Origin of the sequence: Pseudomonas sp. SK3(2021) (genome assembly GCF_016772375.1) — a bacterium.
GTDB classification, from domain to species: domain Bacteria; phylum Pseudomonadota; class Gammaproteobacteria; order Pseudomonadales; family Pseudomonadaceae; genus Aquipseudomonas; species Aquipseudomonas chlororaphis_I.
In genome coordinates, this window is the sequence record NZ_CP061943.1 from 385,126 (window position 1) to 410,922 (window position 25,797).

Here is a 25,797-nt window from a genome sequence, read left to right on the forward strand (position 1 = left end):
CCACCCAGGACGGGTGGCCGGTCGACCGTGGATCAGCTGTTGTTGTGATCGATCTTGATGGTCGGGTCGCTACCGGCGATCAGCGAACTGATGTTGGTGTTGGACCAGTTGTTGCCCTCCAGCTTGATCGTCACGTCCGCGTTGGCGATGCCGCCCGCCGCGTTGAGCTTGCCTTCGGAACTGACCTGCAGGGTCGAGGTGCCGTCCACCGTGGTGATCTTCAGGAAGTTGTCGATGGTGCTGCCGGTCTCGCCCTGCAACAGATCCCGCAGGTCGATACGGTCGCCTTCGCTGGCCTTGAAGTCCTTGATCACATCGTTGCCGGTGTCGCCGGCCTTCCAGACGAAGGTGTCGGCACCCGAGCCGCCGATCAGGATGTCATTGCCCGCGCCACCGATCAGCGTGTCGTTGCCGGTACCGCCCAGCAGGATGTCGTTGCCCTTGCCACCGTCGAGCAGGTCGTTGCCGCCCTGGCCGAAGATGATGTCATTGCCGGCGCCACCCAGCAGCGTGTCATTGCCGTCATGGGCGCCAGAGACATCGAACTCGGTGTAATGCTCGGTGATGTACTGGTGCACGTTGCTGGTGGTGACGCTGCTGGCGGCCACGCCGGTCTTCTGCGCCACGAAGGCCTGCATGGCCTGGTAGCCCTCGCCGGCGATGCCGTTGAAGCTCACCAGGTCGCCGAACAGGATGTCGTTGCCATTGCCGCCGCTGGCGGTGTCGGCCCCCGGCAGCGTCGCCTCGGTGTGGCCGAGGATGGCGTTGGCCAGGTCCGACGGGTCGATGTTGGTCTGTGGCTTGCCATCGCTGTCGTAGGGCTTCAGGTCGTTGAGGCTGACAGCGTTGTTCAGGCCGATCGCCTCTACCTGCGATAGATTGTTCAGCAGGGCGAAACCACTGTTGGAATTGTTGATGGTGGCGCTGTCAGTGTCACCGCCCAAGCCGGCCCGGCTGGACAGCTCATAGGTGCCATCGCCTTGGGCGTGCAGGGTGCCCAGGTTGGAGGTAGACCAAGTATTCCACCAGCTGTTATAGGTTTGCAGCGTGACGGTGCCATCACTGCTGATTTGCAGTACATGGGTGCTGTCCAGTTGCTTGGAGAAGGTGTCCCCTAGCTTGTAGTTGGATGTGTTGACGACGTCGTCGAGCTTCGCCCCACCCGAGTACAGCGTCCGGTTGGTCTGCTCGCCGGACTGGTAGTACGTCGGTTTGCCGTCGGTGATGAAGTACGTCAGGTTGGTGGCGTTGGTATTGCTGGTGGCCACGCTGCTCTGGAAGAAGTTGGCCGTGGTCTTGAACACGTCCTCGTAGTTGGTGCCGCCGCCGGACGCCATGGAGTCCAGGACCGCCTTGAGCTGGGTCAGGGCGTTCGGATCGTTGAGGTTCACCGAGACCTGCTTGTTGACCTGGGTATCGAAGTCCACCAGGAAGATGTTCACAGTGCCCGAGGTACTGCTGCCCAGGCTGTTCTTCAGGGCGTTGAACACCGTGGTCAGCGAGTTCTTGGCGGCGGTGAGCGAGGACTCGCTCATGCTGCCCGAGCTGTCGACCATGAACGCGATGTTGTAGTTCTTGCCTTGCACCACGTTCAGGCCGGCGACGTCGGCGACCATGATGTCGTTGCCCTCGGTGCCGACGAAGTTGTCATCGCCCGCCGTGGCGACGCTGGCGCTGTAGGTCGCCGGGTACACCGTGACCGGGATCTGCGCGGTGCTGCTGGCCGAGCCGCCCAGGGACTCGGTGGAGGTCGAGGTCACGGTCAGGTTGAACGAGCCGTTGTAGTGCGACGGCGGGGTGATCGTCAGCGTGCTCAGGTTCCAGCCGGTGACGTTGACTTCGCCGACGCTGGCGCTGGCGGTGAAGGTATGCCCGGCGCCATCGCTGAGCACCGAACCTGCCGGAATGCCGCCGATCTTCACGCTCAGGCTTTCCGAGCCGTCGGTATCGGTCAGGGCGGTGGTGATCTTCGCCAGCTTGACGCTGCCACCCTCGGCGCCTTCGTTGAGCTTGTAGCCGTCGTAGTAACCCTCGCCGTTGCTGCCGTGCAGCTCGGAAAGGGTGACGCCGGCATTGTTCAGCGCGGTTTCGCTCGGGTACATCGGGATGTTGGCGTTGCTCAGGTCGACCGGTGTGCTGCCATTGACCGACAGGTTGACGTCATAGCTGCCTACGTTGCTGACATTCGCGGTGTAGATGTCCAGGGTGTAGTAACCGCTGGTGGTAGGGGTAAATGAGCCGGTTATCTGGCCCGATGCATTCCCCCAAGTCGCGGTGGCCACGTTCTTGCCACCGATAATGATCAGCAGGCTGTCATCCGCGACTCCACTGAAACTGTAGGTCTTGCCTGCTTCCAGGTAAATCAGGCCTGACATTTTCGAGCCACTGCCAGCCGCGACATTGCCGTCGGACTGGGCGTTGGTCACCACCGAGCTGCTGGTCGGGTTGCCGGACCTGTCGAAGACCGCCTTGAGCGCGTCGCCGGTGATGCCGTTGCCGTTGTTGCCCAGGCCGTTGAGGCTGGTCCAGGACTCCTTGAGCAGGCCGACGGAGTTCACGCTGTTGCTCGCCACGCCCAGGGTCGGCGCATCGGCCACCGGGGTGATGTCGATCTTCACGGTGCCGGTGTTGCCCAGGGCCTGGCCGTCGGTTGGCTGGAACTTGATCTGCGCGTAGTCGGCCTGCTGGTTGCCCACGCCGCTGCCGCTGTAGCCATCGACGCCCGACTCGTTGGCATCCGGGGTGAAGCGCAGCTTGCCGGCGTCGATATCGGCCTTGCTGAAGGTCTGGTTGGTGGCCACGTCCTTCCAGGTCGAGCCATCGAGGTACTGCAGTTTGCCGTCGCCCGGCAGTTGGGTGATTTTCACCCCGAGGCTGGCCGCGGGGCTGTCGACGTCGCTGACGCCAAAGGTGGCCCAGGTCAGGGTCAGGGCGGTGTCCTCGGTGCCGGTCACGGCGCCGCCGGTGGCTACTGGCGCGTCGTTCACCGCCACCACGTTGACTGTGGTGGTGGCGACGTTGGAGTAGTTGCTGCCATCGGTCACCGTCACGGTGATGGTCCGCGGCGTGGTGCTCGGGTCCTCACTGTTGTTGGTGAAGGTGATGTTCTTGATCTGCTGCATGTAGTCGGCCAGCGTCGCATTGCCGGACAGGGTCAGGGTGATGGTGCCCGCCTGGCTGTTGGCATTGATGGTGATGCCGTTGACGCTGTTGCCCAGGTTCAGCGAGTCGCCCGGCTGACGGTTGGTCAGCACGATGGTGGCGCCGGTCAGCATCGTGCTGTCCGGGTCGGTGATCGACAGGTCGGTATCGCCAATGGACACGCCTGGGCCGCTGGTGCCTTCAGTGAAGGTCACCTTGTAGTCGGCCCCGGTGGCGCCGCTGGAGTTGTTGGCATCCAGGTCGAGGACCGGTGGCGCATCGTTGTCGATGATCGAGGTGGTGACGCTGCCATTGGTACCGCTGACCACCAGGTTCTCGAAGTTGCCGCCAGTGGCCGAGTCGATCTTGACCACGAAGTTTTCCGTGCCCTCGGTGATCTTGTCGTCGAGGGTGGCGACGTTGAAGCTGGCGCTGCTGGCGCCGGCCGGGATCTTCACGGTGTACACGCCGGTGAAGTCCGAGCCGTCGGCGGCGGTGCCGCTGTAGCTGATCTTCAAGGTGACCTCGGTTTGCGCCGGGCTGGTCAGGCTGACGGTGTAGGTCGCGGCCTGGCCTTCGGTGACCGAGGTGCTGCCGTTGATGCTCACAGTGGTCGTGTTGATGGTGTCGGTGACGCTGGTCACGGCCGGCGTGGTGCTGGGCACCAGGTTCTCGAAGTTGCCGCCGGTGGTGCTGGCGATGCTGGCGCTGACGTTGCCGGCGTCGATGTACACATCGTCGCTCGGTGCGGCCACGGTCACGCTGCCGGTGGTGGCGCCGGCGGCGATGGTGATCACCGCGCCGTTGCTCAGGGTCACGGTCATGGCCGTGCCGGCAGCGTTGGTCAGGGTCGCGGTGTAGACGATCGAGCCGCCTTCGGCCACGGTGTTGGTGGCGCTGAGGGTCAGGTTGGTGGTGTCCGGGGTGTCGGTCACGGTGGTGCTGACCGGCGTCTTGTCGGCCACCAGGTTCTCGAAGTTGCCACCGCTGACGGTGCTGATCGAGTTGCTCAACGGCGTATGGCCAACCAGCACATCGTTAGGCGCGGTGATACTCACCGAGCCGGTGGTCTGGCCGACCGCGATGGTGATCTTCTCGCCATTGGCCAGGGTCACCACGACCGGGCTGCCGGTGACCGGCGAGGTCACGGTGGCGGTGTAGGTCACGGCGCCGCCTTCGACCGCCGACGGCGTCGCTTTCAGGCTGACGGTCGAGGTGTCGATGGTATCGGTGACGTTAGTGACCGCTGGCGTGGTGCTCGGCACCAGGTTTTCGAAATTGCCACCGGTGGCGGTCTGGATCGTGGCTTGCACAGTGCCGGCGTCTTTGTAGACGTCGTCGGCTGGTGCGGCCACGGTCACGGTGCCCGTGGTGGCGCCGGCGGCGATGGTGATCACTGCGCCGTTGCTCAAGGTCACGGTCACTGGCGTGCCGGCAGCGTTGGTCAGGGTCGCGGTGTAGACGATCGAACCGCCCTCGGCCACGGTGTCGGTGGCGCTGAGGGTCAGGGACGTGGTGTCCGGCGTATCGGTGACCGTGGTGTTGGCCGGCTTGCTGTCGACCACCAGTTTTTCGTAGTTGCCACCGGTGGCGTTGGTGATGGTGGTGCTCAGGGAGCTGCCGCCGGCCAAGGCATCGTTAGGGGCTACGAAGTTCACAGTGCCGCTGCTGGCACCGACTGGAATAGTGATGGTCTGGCCGTTGGACAGGGTGACCACGACTGGTGAGCCAGTGACCGGAGCGGTGACCGACGCGGTGTACACCACGGTACCGCCTTCGGCCACATTCGAGGTCGCGGTGAGGCTGACGGTCGAAGTGTCGATGGTGTCGGTGACGTTGGTCACGGCCGGTGCAGTGTTCGGCACCAGGTTTTCGAAATTGCCACCGGTAGCGTTCTGGATCGTGGCTTGCACAGTGCCGGCGTCTTTGTAGACGTCGTCGGCTGGTGCGGCCACGGTCACGGAGCCCGTGGTGGCGCCGGCTGCGATGGTGATCACTGCGCCATTGCTCAGGGTTACGGTCACCGGAGTGCCGGCGGCGTTGGTCAGGGTCGCGGTGTAAACGATCGAGCCGCCTTCGGCCACGGTATCTGTCGCGCTGAGCGTCAGGTTGGTGGTGTCTGGCGTATCGGTCACCGAGGTTTCAGCTGGTTTGCTGTCAACGTCGAGTTTTTCGTAGTTGCCGCCAGTCGCACCGGTGATGGTGGTGCTCAGGGAGCTGCCGCCGGCCAAGGCATCGTTAGGGGCTACGAAGTTCACAGTGCCGCTGCTGGCGCCGACCGGGATGGTGATGGTCTGGCCATTAGACAGAGTGACAACGACCGGCGAACCGGTCACTGGAGCGGTCACGGACGCGGTGTAAACGACAATGCCGCCTTCTGCCACGGATGGAGTCGCGGTCAGGCTGACGGTCGAGGTATCGATGGTGTCAGTGACATCAGTCACGGCTGGGGTAGTGCTTGGTACCAGGTTTTCGAAGTTACCGCCTGCAGCATCCTTGATGCTGACTTCGACTTTACCGGCATCTTTGTACACGTCATCAGCTGGAGCAGCGACAGTGACGGAACCTGTGGTTGCACCGGCTGCGATGGTGATTACCGCACCGTTGCTCAAGGTCACGGTTACCGGCGTGCCGGCGGCATTGGTCAAGGTGGCGGTGTAAACGATCGAACCACCTTCGGCGACAATGTCGGTCGCTGTCAGGCTCAGTGTGGTGGTGTCCGGGGTATCGGTCACTGAGGTGTCGGCAGGCTCGCTGTCGACATCGAGTTTTTCGTAGTTGCCACCGGTAGCGCCAGTAATGGTGGTACTCAGAGAGCTGCCACCCGCCAATGCATCGTTCGGCGCGGTGAAATTCACAGTACCGGAAGACTCACCCACCGGAATGGTGATGGTCTGGCCGTTGGACAGGGTGACCACGACCGGCGAGCCAGTGACCGGCGCAGTGACCGACGCGGTGTAAACCACAACACCACCCTCAGCAACGCTAGGTGTAGCGGTCAGGCTGACGGTCGAGGTATCGATGGTGTCAGTGACATCAGTCACAGCTGGGGTAGTGCTTGGTACCAGGTTTTCGAAGTTGCCGCCGGTGGCGTCCTGGATAGTCGCTTCGACCTTGCCAGCGTCCTTGTACACATCATCAGCTGGCGCCGCGACAGTGACGGAGCCTGTGGTCGCACCAGCTGCGATGGTGATGATCGCGCCATTGCTCAGAGTCACGGTCACCGGAGTACCGGCGGCGTTGGTGAGGGTCGCGGTGTAAACGATCGAACCACCCTCGGCGACGGTGTCGGTCGCTGTCAGGCTGAGGGTGGTGGTGTCCGGAGTGTCAGTAACCGAGGTGTCGGCAGGCTTGCTGTCAATGTCGAGTTTCTCGTAGTTGCCGCCCGTTGCACCGGTGATGGTAGTGCTCAGGGAGCTACCGCCCGCCAGCGCGTCGTTTGGTGCGGTGAAGTTCACGGTGCCCGACGACTCGCCCACCGGAATGGTGATGGTCTGGCCGTTGGACAGAGTTACCACGACTGGCGAGCCAGTCACTGGCGCAGTCACGGACGCGGTGTAAACGACAACGCCCCCTTCAGCAACACTAGGCGTCGCGGTCAGGCTGACAGTCGAAGTATCGATGGTGTCAGTGACGTCAGTAACGGCTGGAGTAGTGCTCGGAACGAGATTCTCGAAGTTGCCACCTGTGGCGTCCTTGATGGTTGCTTCGACCTTGCCGGCATCTTTGTACACATCATCAGCTGGCGCCGCGACGGTGACAGAGCCAGTGGTAGCGCCAGCTGCGATGGTAATCACTGCACCGTTCGACAGAGTCACGGTTACAGGCGTGCCGGCCGCATTGGTCAGGGTGGCGGTGTAAACGATCGAGCCGCCTTCGGCAACGGTGTCGGTCGCCGTCAGGCTCAGAGTAGTAGTGTCCGGGGTGTCGGTAACCGAGGTTTCAGCCGGTTTGCTATCAACGTCCAGCTTCTCGTAATTACCGCCGGTAGCTTCCTTGATGGTAGTACTCAGGGAGCTACCGCCCGCCAGGGCGTCGTTAGGCGCAACGAAGTTCACGGTACCGCTGCTGGCGCCGACTGGGATGGTGATGGTCTGGCCATTCGACAGGGTGACCACGACTGGCGAGCCAGTCACTGGCGCAGTCACGGACGCGGTGTAAACGACAACGCCCCCTTCAGCAACACTAGGCGTCGCGGTCAGGCTGACAGTCGAAGTATCGATGGTGTCAGTGACGTCAGTAACGGCTGGAGTAGTGCTCGGAACGAGATTCTCGAAGTTGCCACCTGTGGCGTCCTTGATGGTTGCTTCGACCTTGCCGGCATCTTTGTACACATCATCAGCTGGCGCCGCGACGGTGACGGAACCTGTGGTGGCACCGGCAGCGATGGTGATGACCGCACCGTTGCTCAGGGTCACGGTCACCGGAGTACCGGCGGCGTTGGTCAGGGTCGCGGTGTAAACAATCGAACCACCTTCAGCCACAGTATCGGTCGCGCTGAGGGTCAGGTTGGTGGTGTCCGGGGTATCGGTCACCGAGGTGTCGGCAGGCTTGCTGTCGACATCGAGCTTCTCGTAATTACCGCCGGTGGCGCCGGTGATGGTGGTGCTCAGGGAGCTGCCGCCCGCCAGCGCATCGTTTGGCGCGGTGAAGTTCACGGTGCCGGACGATTCGCCCACCGGAATGGTGATGGTCTGGCCGTTGGACAGAGTTACCACGACTGGCGAGCCGGTGACTGGAGCGGTGACCGATGCGGTGTACACCACGGTGCCGCCTTCGGCCACGGACGGAGTTGCCGTCAGACTGACAGTCGAAGTGTCGATGGTGTCAGTGACGTCAGTAACCGCCGGCGTGGTGCTTGGCACCAGGTTTTCAAAGTTGCCGCCGGTAGCGTCCTTGATGGTCGCTTCGACCTTGCCGGCATCCTTGTACACATCATCGGCAGGCGCCGCGACAGTCACGGAACCGGTAGTGGCGCCGGCGGCGATGGTGATCACCGCGCCATTGCTCAGGGTTACGGTCACCGGAGTGCCCGCGGCGTTGGTCAAGGTGGCCGTATAAACGATCGAACCACCTTCGGCGACGGTATCAGTTGCTGTCAGGCTCAGAGTGGTGGTGTCTGGCGTATCGGTCACCGAGGTGTCGGCAGGCTTACTGTCGACATCGAGTTTTTCGTAGTTGCCGCCGGTGGCTTCCTTGATGCTGGTGCTCAAGGAGCTACCACCCGCCAGGGCGTCGTTAGGCGCCACGAAATTCACCGTACCGCTGCTGGAGCCGACCGGGATAGTGATGGTCTGGCCATTGGACAGGGTCACCACGACCGGCGAACCGGTCACTGGAGCGGTCACCGATGCGGTGTAAACCACGGTGCCACCCTCGGCGACGCTAGGCGTAGCGGTCAGGCTGACGGTCGAGGTATCGATGGTATCGGTGACATCAGTCACGGCCGGGGTAGTGCTTGGCACCAGGTTCTCGAAGTTGCCGCCTGCAGCATCCTTGATGCTGACTTCGACTTTACCGGCATCTTTGTACACGTCATCAGCTGGAGCAGCGACAGTGACGGAACCTGTGGTTGCACCGGCTGCGATGGTGATTACCGCACCGTTGCTCAAGGTCACGGTTACCGGCGTGCCGGCGGCATTGGTCAAGGTGGCGGTGTAAACGATCGAACCACCTTCGGCGACAATGTCGGTCGCTGTCAGGCTCAGTGTGGTGGTGTCCGGGGTATCGGTCACTGAGGTGTCGGCAGGCTCGCTGTCGACATCGAGTTTTTCGTAGTTGCCACCGGTAGCGCCAGTAATGGTGGTACTCAGAGAGCTGCCACCCGCCAATGCATCGTTCGGCGCGGTGAAATTCACAGTACCGGAAGACTCACCCACCGGAATGGTGATGGTCTGGCCGTTGGACAGGGTGACCACGACCGGCGAGCCAGTGACTGGAGCGGTGACCGATGCGGTATACACCACCACGCCACCTTCAGCGACGCTAGGAGTAGCGGTCAAGGAAACGGTGCTGGTGTCGATGGTGTCGGTCACGTCGGTGACGGCTGGCGTGGTGCTCGGTACCAGGTTCTCGAAGTTCCCACCTACGGTGTCTTTGATGCTGACTTCGACTTTGCCGGCATCCTTGTACACATCATCAGCTGGAGCAGCGACGGTGACGGAACCTGTGGTTGCACCGGCTGCGATGGTGATCACCGCGCCGTTCGACAAGGTCACGGTTACCGGAGTGCCAGCGGCATTGGTCAGAGTGGCGGTATAAACAATGGACCCACCCTCGGCGACGGTGTCGGTCGCAGTCAGGCTGAGGGTGGTGGTGTCCGGTGTATCGGTGACCGAGGTGTCCGCTGGCTTGCTATCAACATCCAGCTTCTCGTAGTTGCCGCCGGTGGCGCCGGTGATGGTGGTGCTCAGGGAGCTGCCGCCCGCCAGCGCATCGTTTGGCACGGTGAAGTTCACGGTGCCGGACGATTCGCCCACCGGAATGGTGATGGTCTGGCCGTTGGACAGAGTTACCACGACTGGCGAGCCAGTGACCGGCGCAGTGACCGACGCGGTGTAAACCACAACACCACCCTCAGCAACGCTAGGTGTAGCGGTCAGGCTGACGGTCGAGGTATCGATGGTGTCAGTGACATCAGTCACAGCTGGGGTAGTGCTTGGTACCAGGTTTTCGAAGTTGCCGCCGGTGGCGTCCTGGATAGTCGCTTCGACCTTGCCAGCGTCCTTGTACACATCATCGGCAGGCGCCGCGACAGTCACGGAACCGGTAGTGGCGCCGGCGGCGATGGTGATCACCGCGCCATTGCTCAGGGTTACGGTCACCGGAGTGCCCGCGGCGTTGGTCAAGGTGGCCGTATAAACGATCGAGCCACCCTCGGCGACAATGTCGGTCGCTGTCAGGCTGAGAGTGGTGGTGTCCGGCGTATCGGTGACCGAGGTATCAGCCGGTTTGCTATCAACGTCCAGCTTCTCGTAGTTACCGCCCGTTGCGCCGGTGATGGTGGTGCTCAGGGAGCTGCCGCCTGCCAGCGGGCTGTTCGGAGCAACGAAGTTCACCGACCCACTGCTTTCACCTACCGGGATAGTGATGGTCTGGCCGTTCGACAGCGTTACAACCACCGGCGAGCCCGTCACTGGAGCAGTCACGGATGCGGTGTAGACCACGGTTTCGCCTTCGGCGACGGTCGCGGTTGCGGTCAGGCTGACGGTCGACGTATCGATGGTGTCAGTCACGTCAGTAACGGCTGGTGTGGTGTTTGGCACCAGGTTCTCGAAGTTGCCGCCAGTGGCGTCCTTGATACTCACCTCAACCTTGCCGGCGTCTTTGTACACGTCATCCGCAGGGGCTGCGACGGTGATAGAACCAGTGGTGGCGCCGGCAGCAATGGTGATCACTGCACCGTTCGACAAGGTCACGGTCACCGGAGTGCCTGCGGCATTGGTCAGGGTGGCGGTGTAAACGATCGAGCCACCCTCGGCGACAGTGTCGGTCGCTGTCAGGCTGAGAGTGGTAGTGTCCGGCGTATCGGTGACCGAGGTATCAGCCGGTTTGCTATCAACATCCAGCGTCTCGTAGTTGCCGCCAGTCGCACCGGTGATGGTGGTGCTCAGGGAGCTACCGCCCGCCAGCGCGTCGTTTGGTGCGGTGAAGTTCACAGTGCCGGAAGACTCACCGACCGGAATGGTGATGGTCTGGCCATTCGACAGGGTCACGACTACAGGCGAACCAGTAACCGGTGCAGTGACCGACGCGGTGTAAACGACAACACCACCCTCAGCGACGCTAGGCATAGCGGTCAGGCTGACGGTCGAGGTGTCGATGGTGTCAGTGACGTCAGTCACAGCCGGAGTAGTGCTTGGCACCAGATTCTCGAAGTTACCACCCGCAGCATCCTTGATGCTGACTTCAACCTTGCCGGCGTCTTTGTAGACGTCGTCCGCAGGAGCGGCGACAGTCACGGAGCCCGTGGTAGCGCCAGCCGCGATGGTGATTACGGCACCGTTGCTCAGAGTCACGGTCACCGGAGTGCCAGCGGCATTGGTCAGGGTGGCGGTATAAACGATCGAGCCGCCTTCGGCCACGGTATCTGTCGCGCTGAGGGTCAGGTTGGTGGTGTCCGGGGTATCGGTCACCGAGGTGTCAGCTGGTTTGCTGTCAACGTCGAGTTTTTCGTAGTTGCCGCCAGTCGCGCCGGTGATGGTGGTGCTCAGGGAGCTACCGCCAGCCAGCGCATCGTTTGGCGCGGTGAAGTTCACAGTGCCGGAAGACTCACCGACCGGAATGGTGATGGTCTGCCCATTCGACAGGGTGACCACGACCGGCGAGCCGGTGACTGGAGCGGTGACCGATGCGGTGTAAACCACAACACCACCCTCAGCAACGCTAGGTGTAGCGGTCAGGCTGACGGTCGAGGTATCGATGGTATCGGTGACATCAGTCACGGCCGGGGTAGTGCTTGGCACCAGGTTCTCGAAGTTGCCGCCGGTGGCATCCTTGATGCTCACCTCAACCTTGCCGGCATCCTTGTACACGTCATCAGCTGGAGCAGCGACGGTGATAGAACCGGTGGTGGCTCCGGCAGCAATGGTGATCACCGCACCGTTCGACAGGGTCACGGTCACTGGCGTACCAGCAGCATTGGTCAGTGTTGCGGTGTAAACGATCGATCCACCTTCAGCCACAGTGTCAGTCGCGCTGAGGCTCAGAGTGGTGGTGTCTGGCGTATCGGTAACCGAGGTTTCAGCTGGTTTGCTGTCAACGTCGAGTTTTTCGTAGTTGCCGCCACTCGCGCCGGTGATGGTGGTGCTCAGGGAGCTACCGCCAGCCAGCGCATCGTTTGGCGCAGTGAAATTCACGGTAGCGGAAGACTCGCCCACCGGAATGGTGATGGTCTGGCCGTTGGACAGGGTCACGACTACAGGCGAACCAGTAACCGGTGCAGTGACCGACGCGGTGTAAACGACAACACCACCCTCAGCGACGCTAGGAGTAGCGGTCAGGCTGACGGTCGAGGTGTCGATGGTGTCAGTCACGTCGGTAACGGCTGGTGTGGTGCTCGGCACCAGGTTCTCGAAATTACCGCCAGCGGTCTCTTTGATACTGACTTCGACTTTGCCAGCGTCCTTGTACACATCGTCAGCTGGAGCTGCCACGGTCACGGAGCCTGTGGTGGCACCCGCCGTAATGGTGATCACCGCGCCGTTCGACAGAGTCACGGTAACCGGCGTGCCCGCGGCGTTGGTCAAGGTGGCCGTATAAACGATCGAACCGCCTTCAGCGACGGTGTCGGTCGCAGTCAGGCTGAGAGTGGTGGTGTCCGGAGTGTCAGTAACCGAGGTCTCGGCAGGCTTGCTGTCGACCTCGAGTTTTTCGTAATTGCCGCCAGTCGCACCGGTGATGGTGGTGCTCAGAGAGCTACCGCCTGCCAAGGCATCGTTCGGCGCAGTGAAATTCACAGTGCCGGAAGACTCGCCCACCGGGATGGTGATGGTCTGTCCATTGGACAGGGTCACGACTACAGGCGAGCCAGTCACTGGAGCGGTCACGGAGGCGGTGTAGACCACCACGCCGCCTTCGGCCACAGATGGAGTGGCGGTCAGCGAAACAGTCGAGGTGTCGATAGTATCGGTGACGTCGGTCACGGCTGGGGTGGTGCTCGGAACCAGGTTCTCGAAGTTGCCACCGGTAGCGTTCTGGATGGTCGCCTCGACCTTGCCAGCGTCCTTGTACACATCGTCAGCAGGCGCTGCGACGGTCACGGAGCCCGTGGTGGCGCCGGCAGCAATGGTGATCACTGCGCCGTTCGACAAGGTCACGGTCACCGGAGTGCCCGCGGCATTGGTCAGGGTGGCGGTGTAAACGATCGAGCCACCCTCGGCGACAGTGTCGGTCGCTGTCAGGCTGAGGGTGGTAGTGTCCGGCGTATCGGTGACCGAGGTATCAGCCGGTTTGCTATCAACATCCAGCTTCTCGTAATTACCGCCGGTGGCGCCGGTGATGGTGGTGCTCAGGGAGCTGCCGCCCGCCAGCGCATCGTTTGGCGCGGTGAAGTTCACGGTGCCGGAAGACTCACCGACCGGAATGGTGATGGTCTGGCCGTTGGACAGGGTCACGACTACAGGCGAACCAGTAACCGGTGCAGTGACCGACGCGGTGTAAACGACAACACCACCCTCCGCGACGCTAGGCGTAGCGGTCAGGCTGACGGTCGAGGTGTCGATGGTGTCAGTGACGTCAGTCACAGCCGGAGTAGTGCTTGGCACCAGGTTCTCGAAGTTACCACCCGCAGCATCCTTGATGGTGACTTCAACCTTGCCGGCGTCTTTGTAGACGTCGTCCGCAGGAGCGGCGACAGTCACGGAGCCCGTGGTAGCGCCAGCCGCGATGGTGATTACGGCACCGTTGCTCAGAGTCACGGTAACCGGCGTGCCCGCGGCGTTAGTCAGTGTCGCGGTGTAAACGATCGAGCCGCCTTCCGCGACGGTGTCGGTCGCGCTGAGGGTCAGGTTGGTGGTGTCCGGCGTATCGGTCACCGAGGTCTCGGCAGGCTTGCCGTCGATGTCCAGCTTCTCGTAATTACCGCCCGTTGCACCGGTGATGGTCGCGCTCAGGGAGTTGCCGCCCGCGAGGGCATCGTTAGGTGCCGTGATATTGACGGTGCCGGAGGACTCGCCGATCGGGATGGTGATGGTCTGGCCATTGGACAGAGTCACGACTACCGGCGAGCCAGTCACTGGAGCAGTGACCGACGCGGTGTACACCACGGTGCCGCCTTCAGCCACAGACGGAGTCGCCGTCAGCGAAACAGTCGAGGTATCGATAGTGTCGGTAATGTCCGTCACCGCCGGTGTGGTGCTTGGCACCAGGTTTTCGAAATTGCCACCGGTAGCGTCCTGGATGGTCGCTTCGACCTTGCCGGCGTCCTTGTAGACGTCGTCAGCCGGGGCTGCGACGGTCACGGAGCCGGTGGTGGCGCCGGCGGCGATGGTGATCACCGCGCCGTTGCTCAGGGTCACGGTGACAGGCGTGCCGGCCGGGTTGGTCAGGGTGGCGGTGTAGACGATCGAGCCACCTTCGGCGACCGAGCCGCTGGCCGACAGGCTCAGGCCGGTGTCGTCCACGGAGTCGGTGATGGTGGTCTGCGCCGGCGTGGTGTCGGGCGTCAGTTGTTCGAAGTTGCCGCCGCTGGCGCCAGTAATGCTGGTACTGACCGTGCTGCCGTTGTTGTAGACGTCATTGGCCGGGGTATCGACCACCACGGTGCCGACGGTTTTGCCGGCCTCGATCACGATGGTCGAACCGTTCGACAGGGTCACGGTAACCGGGGTCTGGGCCGGGTTGGTCAGGGTCGCGGTGTAGGTGATCTGGCCGCCTTCCACGACGGTGCCGGTAGCGGTCAGGCTCAGGCCGGTGTTGTCCACCGAGTCGGTCACGGTGGTCTGTGCCGGTGTGGTGCTCGGTACCAGGTTCTCGAAGTTGCCGCCGGTGGCGCCGGTAATGCTGGTGCTGACCGTGCTGCCGTTGTTGTAGACGTCGTTGGCCGGGGTATCGACCACGACGGTGCCTGTGGTCTTGCCGGCGTCGATGGTGATGGTCGAACCGTTGGACAGGGTCACGGTAACCGGGGTCTGGGCCGGGTTGGTCAGGGTCGCGGTGTAGGTGATCTGGCCACCTTCGACGACGGTGCCGGTGGCCGACAGGGTCAGGCCGGTAGCGTCCGGCGAGTCGGTGATAGTGGTCACCGCTGGCGTGGTGCTTGGCACCAGGTTTTCGAAGTTGCCGCCGGTGGTGCCGGTAATGCTGGTGCTGACTGTGCTGCCGTTGTTGTAGACGTCGTTGGCTGGGGTATCGACCACCACGGTGCCAGTGGTCTTGCCGGCGTCGATGGTGATGGTCGAGCCATTGGACAGGGTCACGGTGACCGGCGTCTGGGCCGGGTTGGTCAGGGTCGCGGTGTAGGTGATCTGGCCACCTTCGACGACGGTGCCGTTGGCGGTCAGGGTCAGGCCGGTGGTGTCCGGCGAGTCGGTGATGGTGGTCACCGCCGGTGTCGGGTTCGGAACCAGGTTCTCGAAGTTGCCGCCGGTGGTGCCGGTAATGCTGGTGCTGACCGTGCTGCCGTTGTTGTAGACATCGTTCGGCGGGGTGTCGACCACCACGGTGCCGACGGTCTGCCCAGCGTCGATGGTGATGGTCGAGCCATTGGACAGGGTCACGGTGACCGGCGTCTGCGCCGGGTTGGTCAGGGTCGCGGTGTAGGTGATCTGGCCACCCTCGGTCACGCTGGAACCTGCGGTCAGGGTCACGGTGGTGGTGTCCACGGTGTCCGTGACCTGGGTGACGGCTGGCGTCGGGTCGACGGTCACCACCAAGCCCCCGCCGCCGATGGTGCCGGTGACACCCACGCTGATCTGTTTCGGGTCGTTGTAGACGGTGTCGTTCGGGGCCAGCGGGACGTTGACGGTACCGGTCAGTTGCCCGGCCGGAATCACGATCACCGAGCCGTTGGTCAGGGTGATGGTCAGGCCGGTCAGCGGCGCCTGGGTCAGCGTGGCGGTGTACACCAGCACGCCGCCGGCTTCGGTAATGGTCGGGGTTGCGCTCAGGGTCAGGGTCGAGTCGCGCAGGATCTCGGTGGTCGTGCTGCTGTCATTGGTGGTCAGCGCACCGGTGGTGTCTTGCGCTGCAGCGCCCGTCGCACCGAGGCCCGCGGTCGGGAAGCCGATAGTCGGGTCGACCCGGCCTGCCGTGGCGTCGAGCATCACGAAGCTGTGGCCGCCGCCGGCAGCGCCGGTACCCGCGGCGGTCGGGCCGGCCGCGGTGGCTTCCAGGTCGGTGGTCGGGTCCGCGCCGGCGACGATTGCCTGCTGCAGTTCAGCGATTGACGGTGCGGCTTGTTCGGCGGCCTCGGCCAGGTCGGTGCTGGAGTCCGGAGCGCTGCCGCTCCATTGCGTCTCACGGCCCAGGTCCAGGGTCCGGCCATCGGCCAGTTCCAGGCTGACGGCGCCCGCCAGGCCGGTATCGACCTGGTCGCCTACGTACAGGCGATCACCCTCAACGAGTACGCGGCGAACCCCTTCGGGGGATACGACGAAAACTTGGCCAACAATGCTTTTGACGGTAGCAACAACACTGCTCATTGAGGATTCTCCGGGGGTACCGTTCAGTAGACTTCCATGTTCCTGACGGGCATATGCCGACGCAGTCTGGACGTTCTTCAGAGTGTAGAAACACGTGATTTTGACGCGAATGCTTGTCAATAAATTGGCTATATTTTTTTGCTATTAACCATATGCCAAACTATTGACCTTCTGTGTGCCATCCTAAACAATCGTCAAGGTAATGTCACATTGATATTCATGCGGCGACCTGTCTAAAAGTGTGTGACCCAGTTCATGGTTTGAACTTTCCGATATACGGTCATTCCGGTTGCCATCATCCGATGCAGCACCTCGTTTTGCTGTGATTTGGGACAAGAAGTCCTGGGAACCCCCTCTATGCGTCCGCAGTTGTTCAAAGCCTTACCCTTCGTACTCGCCGCCAGTTTTGTCCAAGCACAAACCCTGCCTGAAGCCATGCAGAAAGCCCTGGATGTGCACCCGGAAATCCAGGCCGCGGTGAATAGCCGCCTGGCGGCCGATTACCAGCTCAAAGCGGCCAAGGGCGGCTATTTGCCGCGGGTCGATTTGCTGGGCGGCTACGGCCGTGAGGGCACTGACAGCCCGACCACCCGTGCAGGATCGAGCAATCACTGGGAAACGCTGAACCGCAGCGAGTCAAGTTTACGTCTCCAGCAAATGGTTTTTGACGGTTTTGCCACCTCCAGTGAGGTAGGGCGTCAACAAGCCACCGTCAATTCCCGGGCGTACTCGTTGCTGGGCACTTCCGAGCGCACCGCGCTGACCGTGGCCCAGGTGTACCTGGATGTGCTGACCCGTCGTGAGTTCGTGCGCCTGGCCGAAGACAACATGCGCAATCACGAGCGCATCTACGATCAGATCCAGCTGCGCACCCAGCGCGGCGTCGGCAGCCGCGCCGACCTCGACCAGGCGGAAGCGCGCATGGCCCAGGCGCGCAACAACCTGATCACCGAACAGACCAACCTGGCCGATGCCCAGACCAACTACCTCAGCGCCGTCGGCCAGATGCCGGACCAGCTGGAGCGCCCGGTCGGCTTCATGGCCCTGCTGCCGGCCACCCTCGACGAAGCCCGGCGCCAGATGCTGGAAAACAGCCCGATCCTGCGTTCGGCCGAGTCCGACATCGTCGCCGCCGAGAAGCAGTACGAAGCCGCCAAGTCGACCTTCTACCCGCGCTTCGATGCCGAGCTTGGGCGTACCGCCGACAACAACCTGGACGGCATCGACGGCCACAACAACGAATGGCAGGCCATGCTGCGCATGCGCTTCAACCTGTTCGCCGGCGGCAGCAACAAGGCTGACCTGGAATCCAAGGCCTATCAGTCCAACCAGGCGCTGGATATTCGTAACAACGCCCTGCGAGTTCTGAATGAGGAGCTAGGCTTGGCGTGGAACGCCTTGAACAACGCCAATGCGCAAGTGCCGATCGCCCAGCAATATGTCGATCGCAGCGCCAGCGTGCGTGAGGCGTATCAGAAGCAATTCAGTTTGGGCGAGCGCACTTTGCTCGACTTGCTCGATAGCGAGAATGAACTGTTCACCGCCTCGCGCCGTTTGGCGGAAATCAAGAACATTCAGTTATTTACTCAATATCGAATCAAGGCGACCATGGGCGAATTGCTCAAGAGCCAGGGAGTGGTCGCCCCCATGGCTTCCGTCGTGCAGAACGATGTGAAGCCCAAGGTCCAACTGCCTGGGATGAATTGAGTACATTTCATCCAACAGTAAAGAGTGCCGAGCGTGGAATCAGAAGTCAGTCGAGTGCAACTTAGCCATGATCCACGCGGCATGCATGACGACCCGCTGCTGGATGCCCTGCTGACCCTGTGCTCCCTGCACCAGAAGCCGGCCAGCGCGGCGATGTTGACCACCGGCCTGCCGTTGCCGTCCCAGCGCCTGAGCGCCGAGCTGCTGCCGCGCGCCGCCGCTCGCGCCGGCCTGCAGGGGCGCTTGCTGCGGCGCAAGCTGGAGCAGATTCCTGCCATCGCCATGCCAGCCATGCTGTTGCTCAAGGACGGCCGCAGCGCCGTCCTGCTCGGCTGGCAGGGCGAAGACCGGGCCCGCCTGCTGCTCAGTGAGAGCGATGGCGGCGAGGTCAGCGTCAGTCGCCAGATGCTGGCCGACGATTACAGCGGGCAAGTGTTCTTCGCCCAGCCGCAACACAAATTCGACGTCAACCATGGCTCGCTGATTCCCCGCGCACGCTCCTGGTTCCGCGACACCTTGAAGCGTTCGCGCTGGCTGTACGCCGACGCCATCGCCGCCAGTCTGCTGATCAACGTCATCGCCATGGCCGCGCCGCTGTTCGTGATGAACGTCTACGACCGCGTGGTCCCGAACCAGGCCGCCGCCACCCTGTGGGTGCTGGCCATCGGCATCACCGGCGCCTACCTGTTCGACCTGATCCTCAAGAGCCTGCGCAGCCTGTGCCTGGACCTGGCCGGCAAGAAGACCGACCTGATCATCTCGGCCACGCTGTTCGAGCGCATCGTCGGCATGGCCATGAAGTACCGGCCGGCGCGGGTCGGCAGCTTTGCCCAGAACATCCACGAGTTCCAGAGCCTGCGCGACTTCCTCGCCTCGCTGACCCTCACCAGCCTGATCGACCTGCCGTTCACCCTGCTGATCTTCCTGGTGATCGCCATTCTTGGCGGGCACCTGGTGTGGATTCCGGTGCTGGCCTTCCCGATCGCCCTGGGCATCGGCTATGCCTTGCAGAAACCGCTGATCGCCACCATGGAAAAAACCATGGCCCTGGGCGCCGAGCGCCAGTCGAGCCTGATCGAGACCCTGGCCGGGCTGGATGCGGTGAAGGTCAACAACGCCGAAAGCGAACGCCAGTACCAGTGGGAGCAGACCATCGGCACCCTGGGCCGCCTCGAGCTGCGGGTGAAGATGCTCTCCAGCCTGGCGATGAACATCACCCTGCTGATCCAGCAACTGGCCGGGGTGATCATGATCGTCTTCGGCGTGTACCAGATCATCGACGGCAACCTCAGCATGGGTGGGCTGATCGCCTGTTACATGCTCAGCGGCCGCGCCCTCAGCCCGCTGGCTTCGTTGTCCGGCCTGCTGACCCGCTACCAGCAGGCGCGGGTGACCATGACCTCGGTCGACCAGATGATGGAGTTGCCCCAGGAGCGCAACTTCGACGAGCGCCCCTTGAGCCGCAATGTGCTGCAGGGCGCCATCGAGTGCCGGCAGCTGAATTTCACCTACCCGGGGCAGCAGAACCCGGCGCTGAAGAACATCAACCTGGTGGTCAAGCCGGGCGAGAAGATCGGCATCATCGGCCGCAGTGGCTCGGGCAAGAGCTCCCTGGCCAAGCTGCTGGTGGGCCTGTATACCCCGGACTCCGGCGCCTTGCTGGTGGACGGCGTGGACATCCGGCAGATCGACGTCAGCGAATTGCGCCACAACATCGGTTACGTGGCCCAGGACATCCAGCTGCTGGCCGGCACCCTGCGCGACAACCTGACTTCCGGCGCCCGTTACGTCGAAGACGAACTGGTGCTGCAGGCCGCCGAACTGGCCGGCGTCCACGAGTTCGCCCGCCTGCATCCGCAGGGCTATGAGCTGCAGGTCGGCGAGCGTGGGCAGAACCTCTCCGGCGGCCAGCGGCAGAACGTCGCCCTGGCCCGGGCCCTGCTGCTCAACCCACCCATCCTGCTGCTCGACGAACCCACCAGCGCCATGGACAACACCGGTGAAGAACGCTTGAAGCAACGCCTGCAAGCCGTGGTGGAAGCCAAGACCGTGGTGCTGGTCACCCACCGTGCCTCGCTGCTGTCGCTGGTGGATCGCCTGCTGGTGATCGACCGCGGGCAGATCCTCGCCGATGGACCGAAAGCGGTCGTGATGGAAGCGTTGAAGAAGGGGCAGATCAGTGTTGCTTAAGTCCGACTTGAAAGATTCGATCCTGCGCTACTTCAAAGGCACCGAATCGCTGCATGACCAACCCCTGCCCGAGGTCAACAAGGCGCTGATCGAGGATGCGCCGCGGGTTATCCGCCTGACCATCTGGGGCATCATCGGTTTCTTCCTGTTCCTGCTGCTGTGGGCCAACTTCGCGGTGATCGACGAAGTGACCAAGGGCGAGGGCAAGGCGATCCCGTCGTCCAAGGTGCAGAAAATCCAGAACCTGGAAGGCGGTATCGTCTCCGAACTGTTCGTCAAGGAAGGGCAGATCGTCGAGGCCGGCGCGCCGCTGATCCGCCTGGACGACACGCGCTTCAAGTCCAACGTCGGCGAGACCGAGGCCGACCGGTTGTCGATGCTGCTGCGGGTCGAGCGCCTGAGCGCGGAGATCGACGACCGTCCGCTGAGTTTCCCCGCCGATGCCTTGGAGGCCGCGCCTGGCCAGGCCGCCAGCGAGAAATCCCTGTACGAAAGCCGCCGCCAGCAGCTGCACGATGAAGTCGGCGGTCTGCAGGAACAACTGATCCAGAAGCAGCAGGAGCTGCGCGAATTCACCTCCAAGCAGGCGCAGTACCGCCAGCAACTGGGCCTGCAACGCCAGGAAATCGCCATGTCCGAGCCGCTGGTGGCCCAGGGCGCGGTGTCGCCGGTGGAAGTGCTGCGGCTCAAGCGCGCCGAAGTCGAGACCCGCGGGCAACTGGACGCCACCACGCTGGCGATCCCCCGCGCCGAATCGGCGATCAAGGAAGTCCAGCGCAAGATCGACGAAACCCGTGGCAAATTCCGTAGCGAAGCCCTGACCCAGCTCAACGAGGCGCGCACCGAACTGAACAAGGCCAGCGCCACCGGCAAGGCCCTGGAAGACCGGGTCAGCCGGACCCTGGTCACCTCGCCGGTGCGTGGGATCGTCAAGCAACTGATGGTCAACACCATCGGCGGCGTGATCCAGCCAGGCAGCGACATGGTGGAGATCGTGCCACTGGACGACACCCTGCTGGTGGAGGCGAAGATCCGCCCGCAGGACATCGCCTTCCTGCACCCGGGGCAGGAAGCCGTGGTCAAGTTCACCGCCTATGACTACACCATCTACGGCGGCCTGAAGGCCAAGCTGGAACAGATCGGCGCCGACACCATCACCGACGAAGACAAGAAGACCACCTACTACGTGATCAAGCTGCGCACCGACCGCAGCCACCTGGGCACCGATGAGAAGCCGTTGCTGATCATCCCCGGCATGGTCGCCTCGGTGGACATCATCACCGGCAAGAAAAGCGTGCTCAGCTACCTGCTCAAGCCGATCATCCGCGCCCGCGCCGAGGCGCTGCACGAGCGTTGAGTTCTTTGTAGCCGCTGCCGCAGGCTGCGATCGTCCCGAAGGGACGTGACGATTTCAACATCGCTGAAGGCCCTTCGGGCCTTATCGCAGCCTGGCGGCAGCGGCTACAAAGGAGATCGCGTCGGACGTTCGGTTCCTCCGCTTAATCGCCATATCGTTATTCGCTAACGGTATTTAAAATTAAATTCTTATATCTATAAAGTCGACTCCCTGCGTACCTGCCGACCAATCGGCGCGCCGCACGAAATGAACCCACACGGGACCTCCGTGAGTTTCTGATCGACGCGCGCGCCACCGGGCGTGCTCTGCGTGGGAGTGATTTATGTCCGTACTGTCCCCAAGTGCCGCGCCCATCGCCGCACAAGCTTTTACTATCCGCCCGTTCAGCGGCGCCGTCGGTGCCGAGATCGTCGGCCTGGACCTGGCCAAGCCGGTCAACGCTCAGGATTTCGCGCGTATTCACCGCGCGCACCTGGATCATCACGTCGTGGTGTTCCGCGACCAGCGCATCACCCCCGAACAACAGATCGCCTTCAGCCGCCGTTTCGGCGTGCTGCAGATCCATGTGCTCAAGCAGTTCCTGCTGGCCGGGCACCCGGAAATCCTCATCGTTTCCAACATCATCGAGAACGGCCAGTCCATCGGCCTGGGGGACGCCGGCAAGTTCTGGCACTCCGATCTCTCCTACAAGGAACTGCCGAGCCTGGGCTCGATGCTGCATGCCCAGGAGCTGCCGTCCGAGGGCGGCGACACGCTGTTCGCCGACATGCACAAAGCCTGGGACAGCCTGCCCGAAGCGCTGCGCAAGGCGGTCGCGGGCCGCTGCGCCGCGCATTCCTATACCGCGCGCTACAGCGAGGCCAGGTTCGAGGGCAACTGGCGCCCGACCCTGACCCCGGAGCAACTGGCCCAGGTCCAGGAGGTGGTGCACCCGGTCGTTCGTACTCACCCGGAAAACGGCCGCAAGGCGCTGTTCGTCAGCGAAGGCTTCACCACCCGCATCGTCGGCCTGCCGGAAGACGAGAGCCGCCAGCTGCTCGCCGAGCTCTACGCCCACAGCGTGCTGCCGGAAAACATCTACCGCCACCAATGGCAGCCCCATGACCTGGTGTTCTGGGACAACCGCTCGCTGATCCACCTGGCCGCCGGCTGCCCCAGCCACCTGCGCCGCAAGCTGTACCGCACCACCATCCAGGGCGACGCCCCTTACTGATCGGCCACCCACGGCAGGAGAAACACCATGTCCCAACCCACTCAACGCCTCCCGCGCCTGGGCAAGCTGGCGGCCGCCATCGGCCTGGGCTTCAGCCTGCTGGCCGCTAGCCTGGTCGCGCCGACGGCGGCCCATGCCGAAGGCGAGATCCGCATCGCCGAACAGTTCGGCATCGTCTATCTGCTGCTCAACGTGGTGCGCGACCAGAACCTGATCGAGAAGCACGGCAAGCAAGAGGGCATCGACATCAAGGTCGACTGGACCCAGCTGTCCGGCGGCGCGGCGGTCAACGACGCCTTGCTCTCCGGCTCCATCGACATCGCCGGGGCCGGCGTCGGCCCGCTGCTGACCATCTGGGACCGCACCCACGGCAAGCAGAACGTCAAGGCGGTGGCGTCGCTGGGCAACTTCCCTTACTACCTGGTGAGCAACAATCCCAAGGTCAAGACCATCGCCGACTTCACCGAGAAGGACCGTATCGCGGTGCCGGCGGTGGGGGTTTCCGTGCAGTCGCGCTTCCTGCAGTACGCGGCGGCCAAGCAATGGGGCGACAAGGAATTCAATCGCCTGGACAAGTACACCATCGCCGTTCCGCACCCGGACGCCACGGCGGCGCTGATCGCCGGCGGCACCGAGCTGACCGGGCACTTCTCCAACCCGCCGTTCCAGGACCAGGCGCTGGCCAACCCGAATGTGCACGTGGTGCTCAACACCTACGACCTGCTGGGCCCGAACTCGCCGACCGTGCTGTTCGCCACCGAGAAATTTCGCACCGAGAACCCGAAAACCTACAAGGCCTTCGTCGAGGCGCTGGCCGAGGCCGCCGACTTCGCCCAGAAGGACAAGGGCGCGGCCGCGGATACCTACATCCGCGTGACCAAGGCCAAGATCGACCGCGAGGCCTTGCTGAAAATCATCGACAACCCGCAGTTCGAGTTCACCGTCACCCCGAAAAACACCTACCCGCTGGCTGAGTTCCTCTACCGCGTGGGCGCGATCAAGAACAAGCCGCAATCGTGGAAGGACTACTTCTTCCAGGACACCACGCCGCTGCAAGGGAGCTGACCGCCATGAACGCCCCCTTGCAAGGCCACACGGCCAGCAACCCGACCGCGGCGGCGCAGGCGCTGCTGGCGGTCGACCAGGTCAGCCTGGAATACCGCCCCCCGCAGCGCGTGGTGCGGGCCACCCACCAGGTCAGTTTCGCAATCGATCCCGCCGACCGCTTCGTCCTGCTCGGGCCCTCGGGCTGCGGCAAGTCGACCCTGCTCAAGGCGGTCGCCGGCTTCATCCAGCCCTGCGAGGGCCAGATTCGCCTGCAAGGACAGCGGGTCAGCCAGCCGGGGCCGGACCGGATCGTGGTGTTCCAGGAGTTCGACCAGCTACCGCCGTGGAAAACCGTCAAACAGAACGTGATGTTCCCGTTGCTGGCGTCGAACACCCTCAACCGCCGCGAGGCCGAGGAGCGCGCGCTGCACTACCTGGAGAAGGTCGGCCTGGCGGCGTTCGCCGACGCCTACCCGCACACCCTGTCCGGCGGCATGAAGGCGCGGGTGGCGATCGCCCGGGCCCTGGCGATGCAGCCGAAGATCCTGCTGATGGACGAACCCTTCGCCGCCCTCGACGCCCTGACCCGACGCAAGATGCAGGAGGAGTTGCTGCTGCTCTGGGAAGAGGTGCGTTTCACCCTGCTGTTCGTCACCCACTCCATCGAGGAGGCGCTGGTGGTGGGCAATCGCATCCTGCTGCTGTCGCCCCATCCGGGGCGGGTGCGGGCGGAAATCCACAGCCATCAGTACGACCTGCAAAGCCTCGGCGGCGTGGCGTTCCAGCAGACGGCGCGACGTATCCACCGGCTGCTGTTCGACGAAGGCCAGTCGCCGGAAACCGAACGCGAGCTGGATTTCAGCGATATCCGTATCGCTTATTGAGCCTGTGGGCCGACCTTGCATTAGGAGCATCCGATGAGCCATTCATCACCTGTCCGCCAGGAATACGAAGTTGCCCTCGAACCCTTGCTGGCGGTGCCGCTGGAGCGTGAATTGCCACTCGGCCAGCGCCTGTGGCAGCAAGGCTGGCTGCGCAAGAGCCTGATCCTGATCGTGCTGGCGCTGCTTTGGGAGGGCGTGGCCCGCTACCAGAACAACGACCTGCTGCTGCCGGGCTTTTTGCAGACCGCCAGCGCGCTGTACGACGGCCTGCTCAGCGGTGAGTTGCTGGGCAAGGTCGGTATCTCTCTGGTCGTGCTGCTCAAGGGTTACCTGATCGGCATCGTCCTGGCCTTTGCCCTGACCACCCTGGCGGTGTCGACTCAGGTGGGCCGCGACCTGCTGAGCAGCCTGACCTCGATGTTCAACCCGTTGCCGGCCATCGCCCTGCTGCCGCTGGCCCTGCTGTGGTTCGGCCTGGGGGAGAACAGCCTGATCTTCGTGCTGGTGCACTCGGTGCTCTGGGCCCTGGCCCTGAACACCTACGCCGGGTTTCTCGGGGTGTCCGAAACCCTGCGCATGGCCGGGCGCAACTACGGGCTCAAGGGCATGCGTTTCGTGCTGTTCATCCTGATCCCGGCGGCGCTGCCGTCGATCCTCGCCGGCCTGAAAATCGGCTGGGCCTTCGCCTGGCGCACCCTGATCGCCGCCGAACTGGTGTTCGGCGCCACCAGCGGCAAGGGCGGCCTGGGCTGGTACATCTTCCAGAACCGCAACGAGCTGTACACCGACAAGGTCTTCGCCGGTCTGGCGGTGGTGATCCTGATCGGCCTGCTGGTGGAGAACCTGGTGTTCGACACCCTGGAGCGGCTCACCGTGAAACGCTGGGGCATGCAACGCTGAGCCTGCTACCGATCAATCTGTAGCCGCTGCCGAGCCCGCGAGGCTGCGACCGGCCCCGCAGGGGCCGCAAAACCTGACAGCACCTTCTGCCTGGCACACCGCATGCGCAGGCCTGGCGAGGACTTCGTCCTCGATCGCAGCCTGCGGCAGCGGCTACACAGAGCGGTGTCCATGGTTGAACGGCCCCCACGATCCCGTAGCCGCTGCCGAGCCCGC

The 25,797-nt window shown here is 63.2% G+C and carries 8 protein-coding genes; 7 read left to right on the plus strand and 1 reads right to left on the minus strand.

Features of this window, described 5'->3' with window-relative positions:
* Window positions 1-32: 32 nt before the first annotated feature.
* Window positions 33-16,283 carry a LapA family giant adhesin gene (locus IF690_RS01800; RefSeq protein ID WP_202698604.1) on the minus strand — a complete coding sequence of 5,417 codons (16,251 nt, stop codon included), beginning with the start codon at window positions 16,281-16,283 and terminating at the stop codon, window positions 33-35.
* A gap of 357 nt (window positions 16,284-16,640) precedes the next feature.
* Here IF690_RS01800 and IF690_RS01805 point away from each other — a divergent pair, with 357 nt between their 5' ends.
* The 7 genes from IF690_RS01805 to IF690_RS01835 all read left to right on the plus strand — a co-directional run bounded on the left by IF690_RS01805 (window position 16,641) and on the right by IF690_RS01835 (window position 25,581).
* A complete protein-coding gene (locus IF690_RS01805; RefSeq protein ID WP_202698605.1) occupies window positions 16,641-17,990 on the plus strand; it encodes a TolC family outer membrane protein in 1,350 nt (449 codons plus the stop codon).
* Between the two features lie 33 nt (window positions 17,991-18,023).
* The gene (locus IF690_RS01810) at window positions 18,024-20,180 is read left to right on the plus strand and encodes a type I secretion system permease/ATPase (protein WP_025808572.1); all 2,157 of its coding nucleotides are present in this window, start codon (window positions 18,024-18,026) and stop codon (window positions 20,178-20,180) included.
* Window positions 20,170-21,537, plus strand: coding sequence for an HlyD family type I secretion periplasmic adaptor subunit (locus IF690_RS01815; RefSeq protein WP_202698606.1), 1,368 nt, complete (start codon window positions 20,170-20,172; stop codon window positions 21,535-21,537). The genes IF690_RS01810 and IF690_RS01815 overlap by 11 nt, the downstream gene beginning before the upstream one ends.
* A gap of 322 nt (window positions 21,538-21,859) precedes the next feature.
* Entirely contained in the window at window positions 21,860-22,750 is an 891-nt protein-coding gene (locus IF690_RS01820) for a TauD/TfdA dioxygenase family protein (protein WP_202698607.1), read from the plus strand.
* A gap of 27 nt (window positions 22,751-22,777) precedes the next feature.
* Window positions 22,778-23,815: an ABC transporter substrate-binding protein gene (locus IF690_RS01825; RefSeq protein WP_202698608.1), complete on the plus strand. Its 1,038-nt coding sequence runs from the start codon at window positions 22,778-22,780 to the stop codon at window positions 23,813-23,815.
* Between the two features lie 5 nt (window positions 23,816-23,820).
* Window positions 23,821-24,681, plus strand: a complete 861-nt coding sequence (locus IF690_RS01830) for an ABC transporter ATP-binding protein (RefSeq protein WP_202698609.1) — start codon at window positions 23,821-23,823, stop codon at window positions 24,679-24,681.
* 33 nt (window positions 24,682-24,714) lie between these two features.
* Complete coding sequence (locus IF690_RS01835; RefSeq protein ID WP_202698610.1) at window positions 24,715-25,581, plus strand: ABC transporter permease; 867 nt, start codon at window positions 24,715-24,717, stop codon at window positions 25,579-25,581.
* Window positions 25,582-25,797 lie beyond the last annotated feature (216 nt).

Excerpts from the sequence above, each read along its gene's own strand:
- IF690_RS01805 (WP_202698605.1), top strand. The coding sequence starts at position 16,641 with ATGCGTCCGCAGTTGTTCAAAGCCTTACCCTTCGTACTCGCCGCCAGT.
- IF690_RS01800 (WP_202698604.1), bottom strand. The coding sequence starts at position 16,283 with ATGAGCAGTGTTGTTGCTACCGTCAAAAGCATTGTTGGCCAAGTTTTC.
- IF690_RS01825 (WP_202698608.1), top strand. The coding sequence starts at position 22,778 with ATGTCCCAACCCACTCAACGCCTCCCGCGCCTGGGCAAGCTGGCGGCC.
- IF690_RS01820 (WP_202698607.1), top strand. The coding sequence starts at position 21,860 with ATGTCCGTACTGTCCCCAAGTGCCGCGCCCATCGCCGCACAAGCTTTT.
- IF690_RS01835 (WP_202698610.1), top strand. The coding sequence starts at position 24,715 with ATGAGCCATTCATCACCTGTCCGCCAGGAATACGAAGTTGCCCTCGAA.
- IF690_RS01830 (WP_202698609.1), top strand. The coding sequence starts at position 23,821 with ATGAACGCCCCCTTGCAAGGCCACACGGCCAGCAACCCGACCGCGGCG.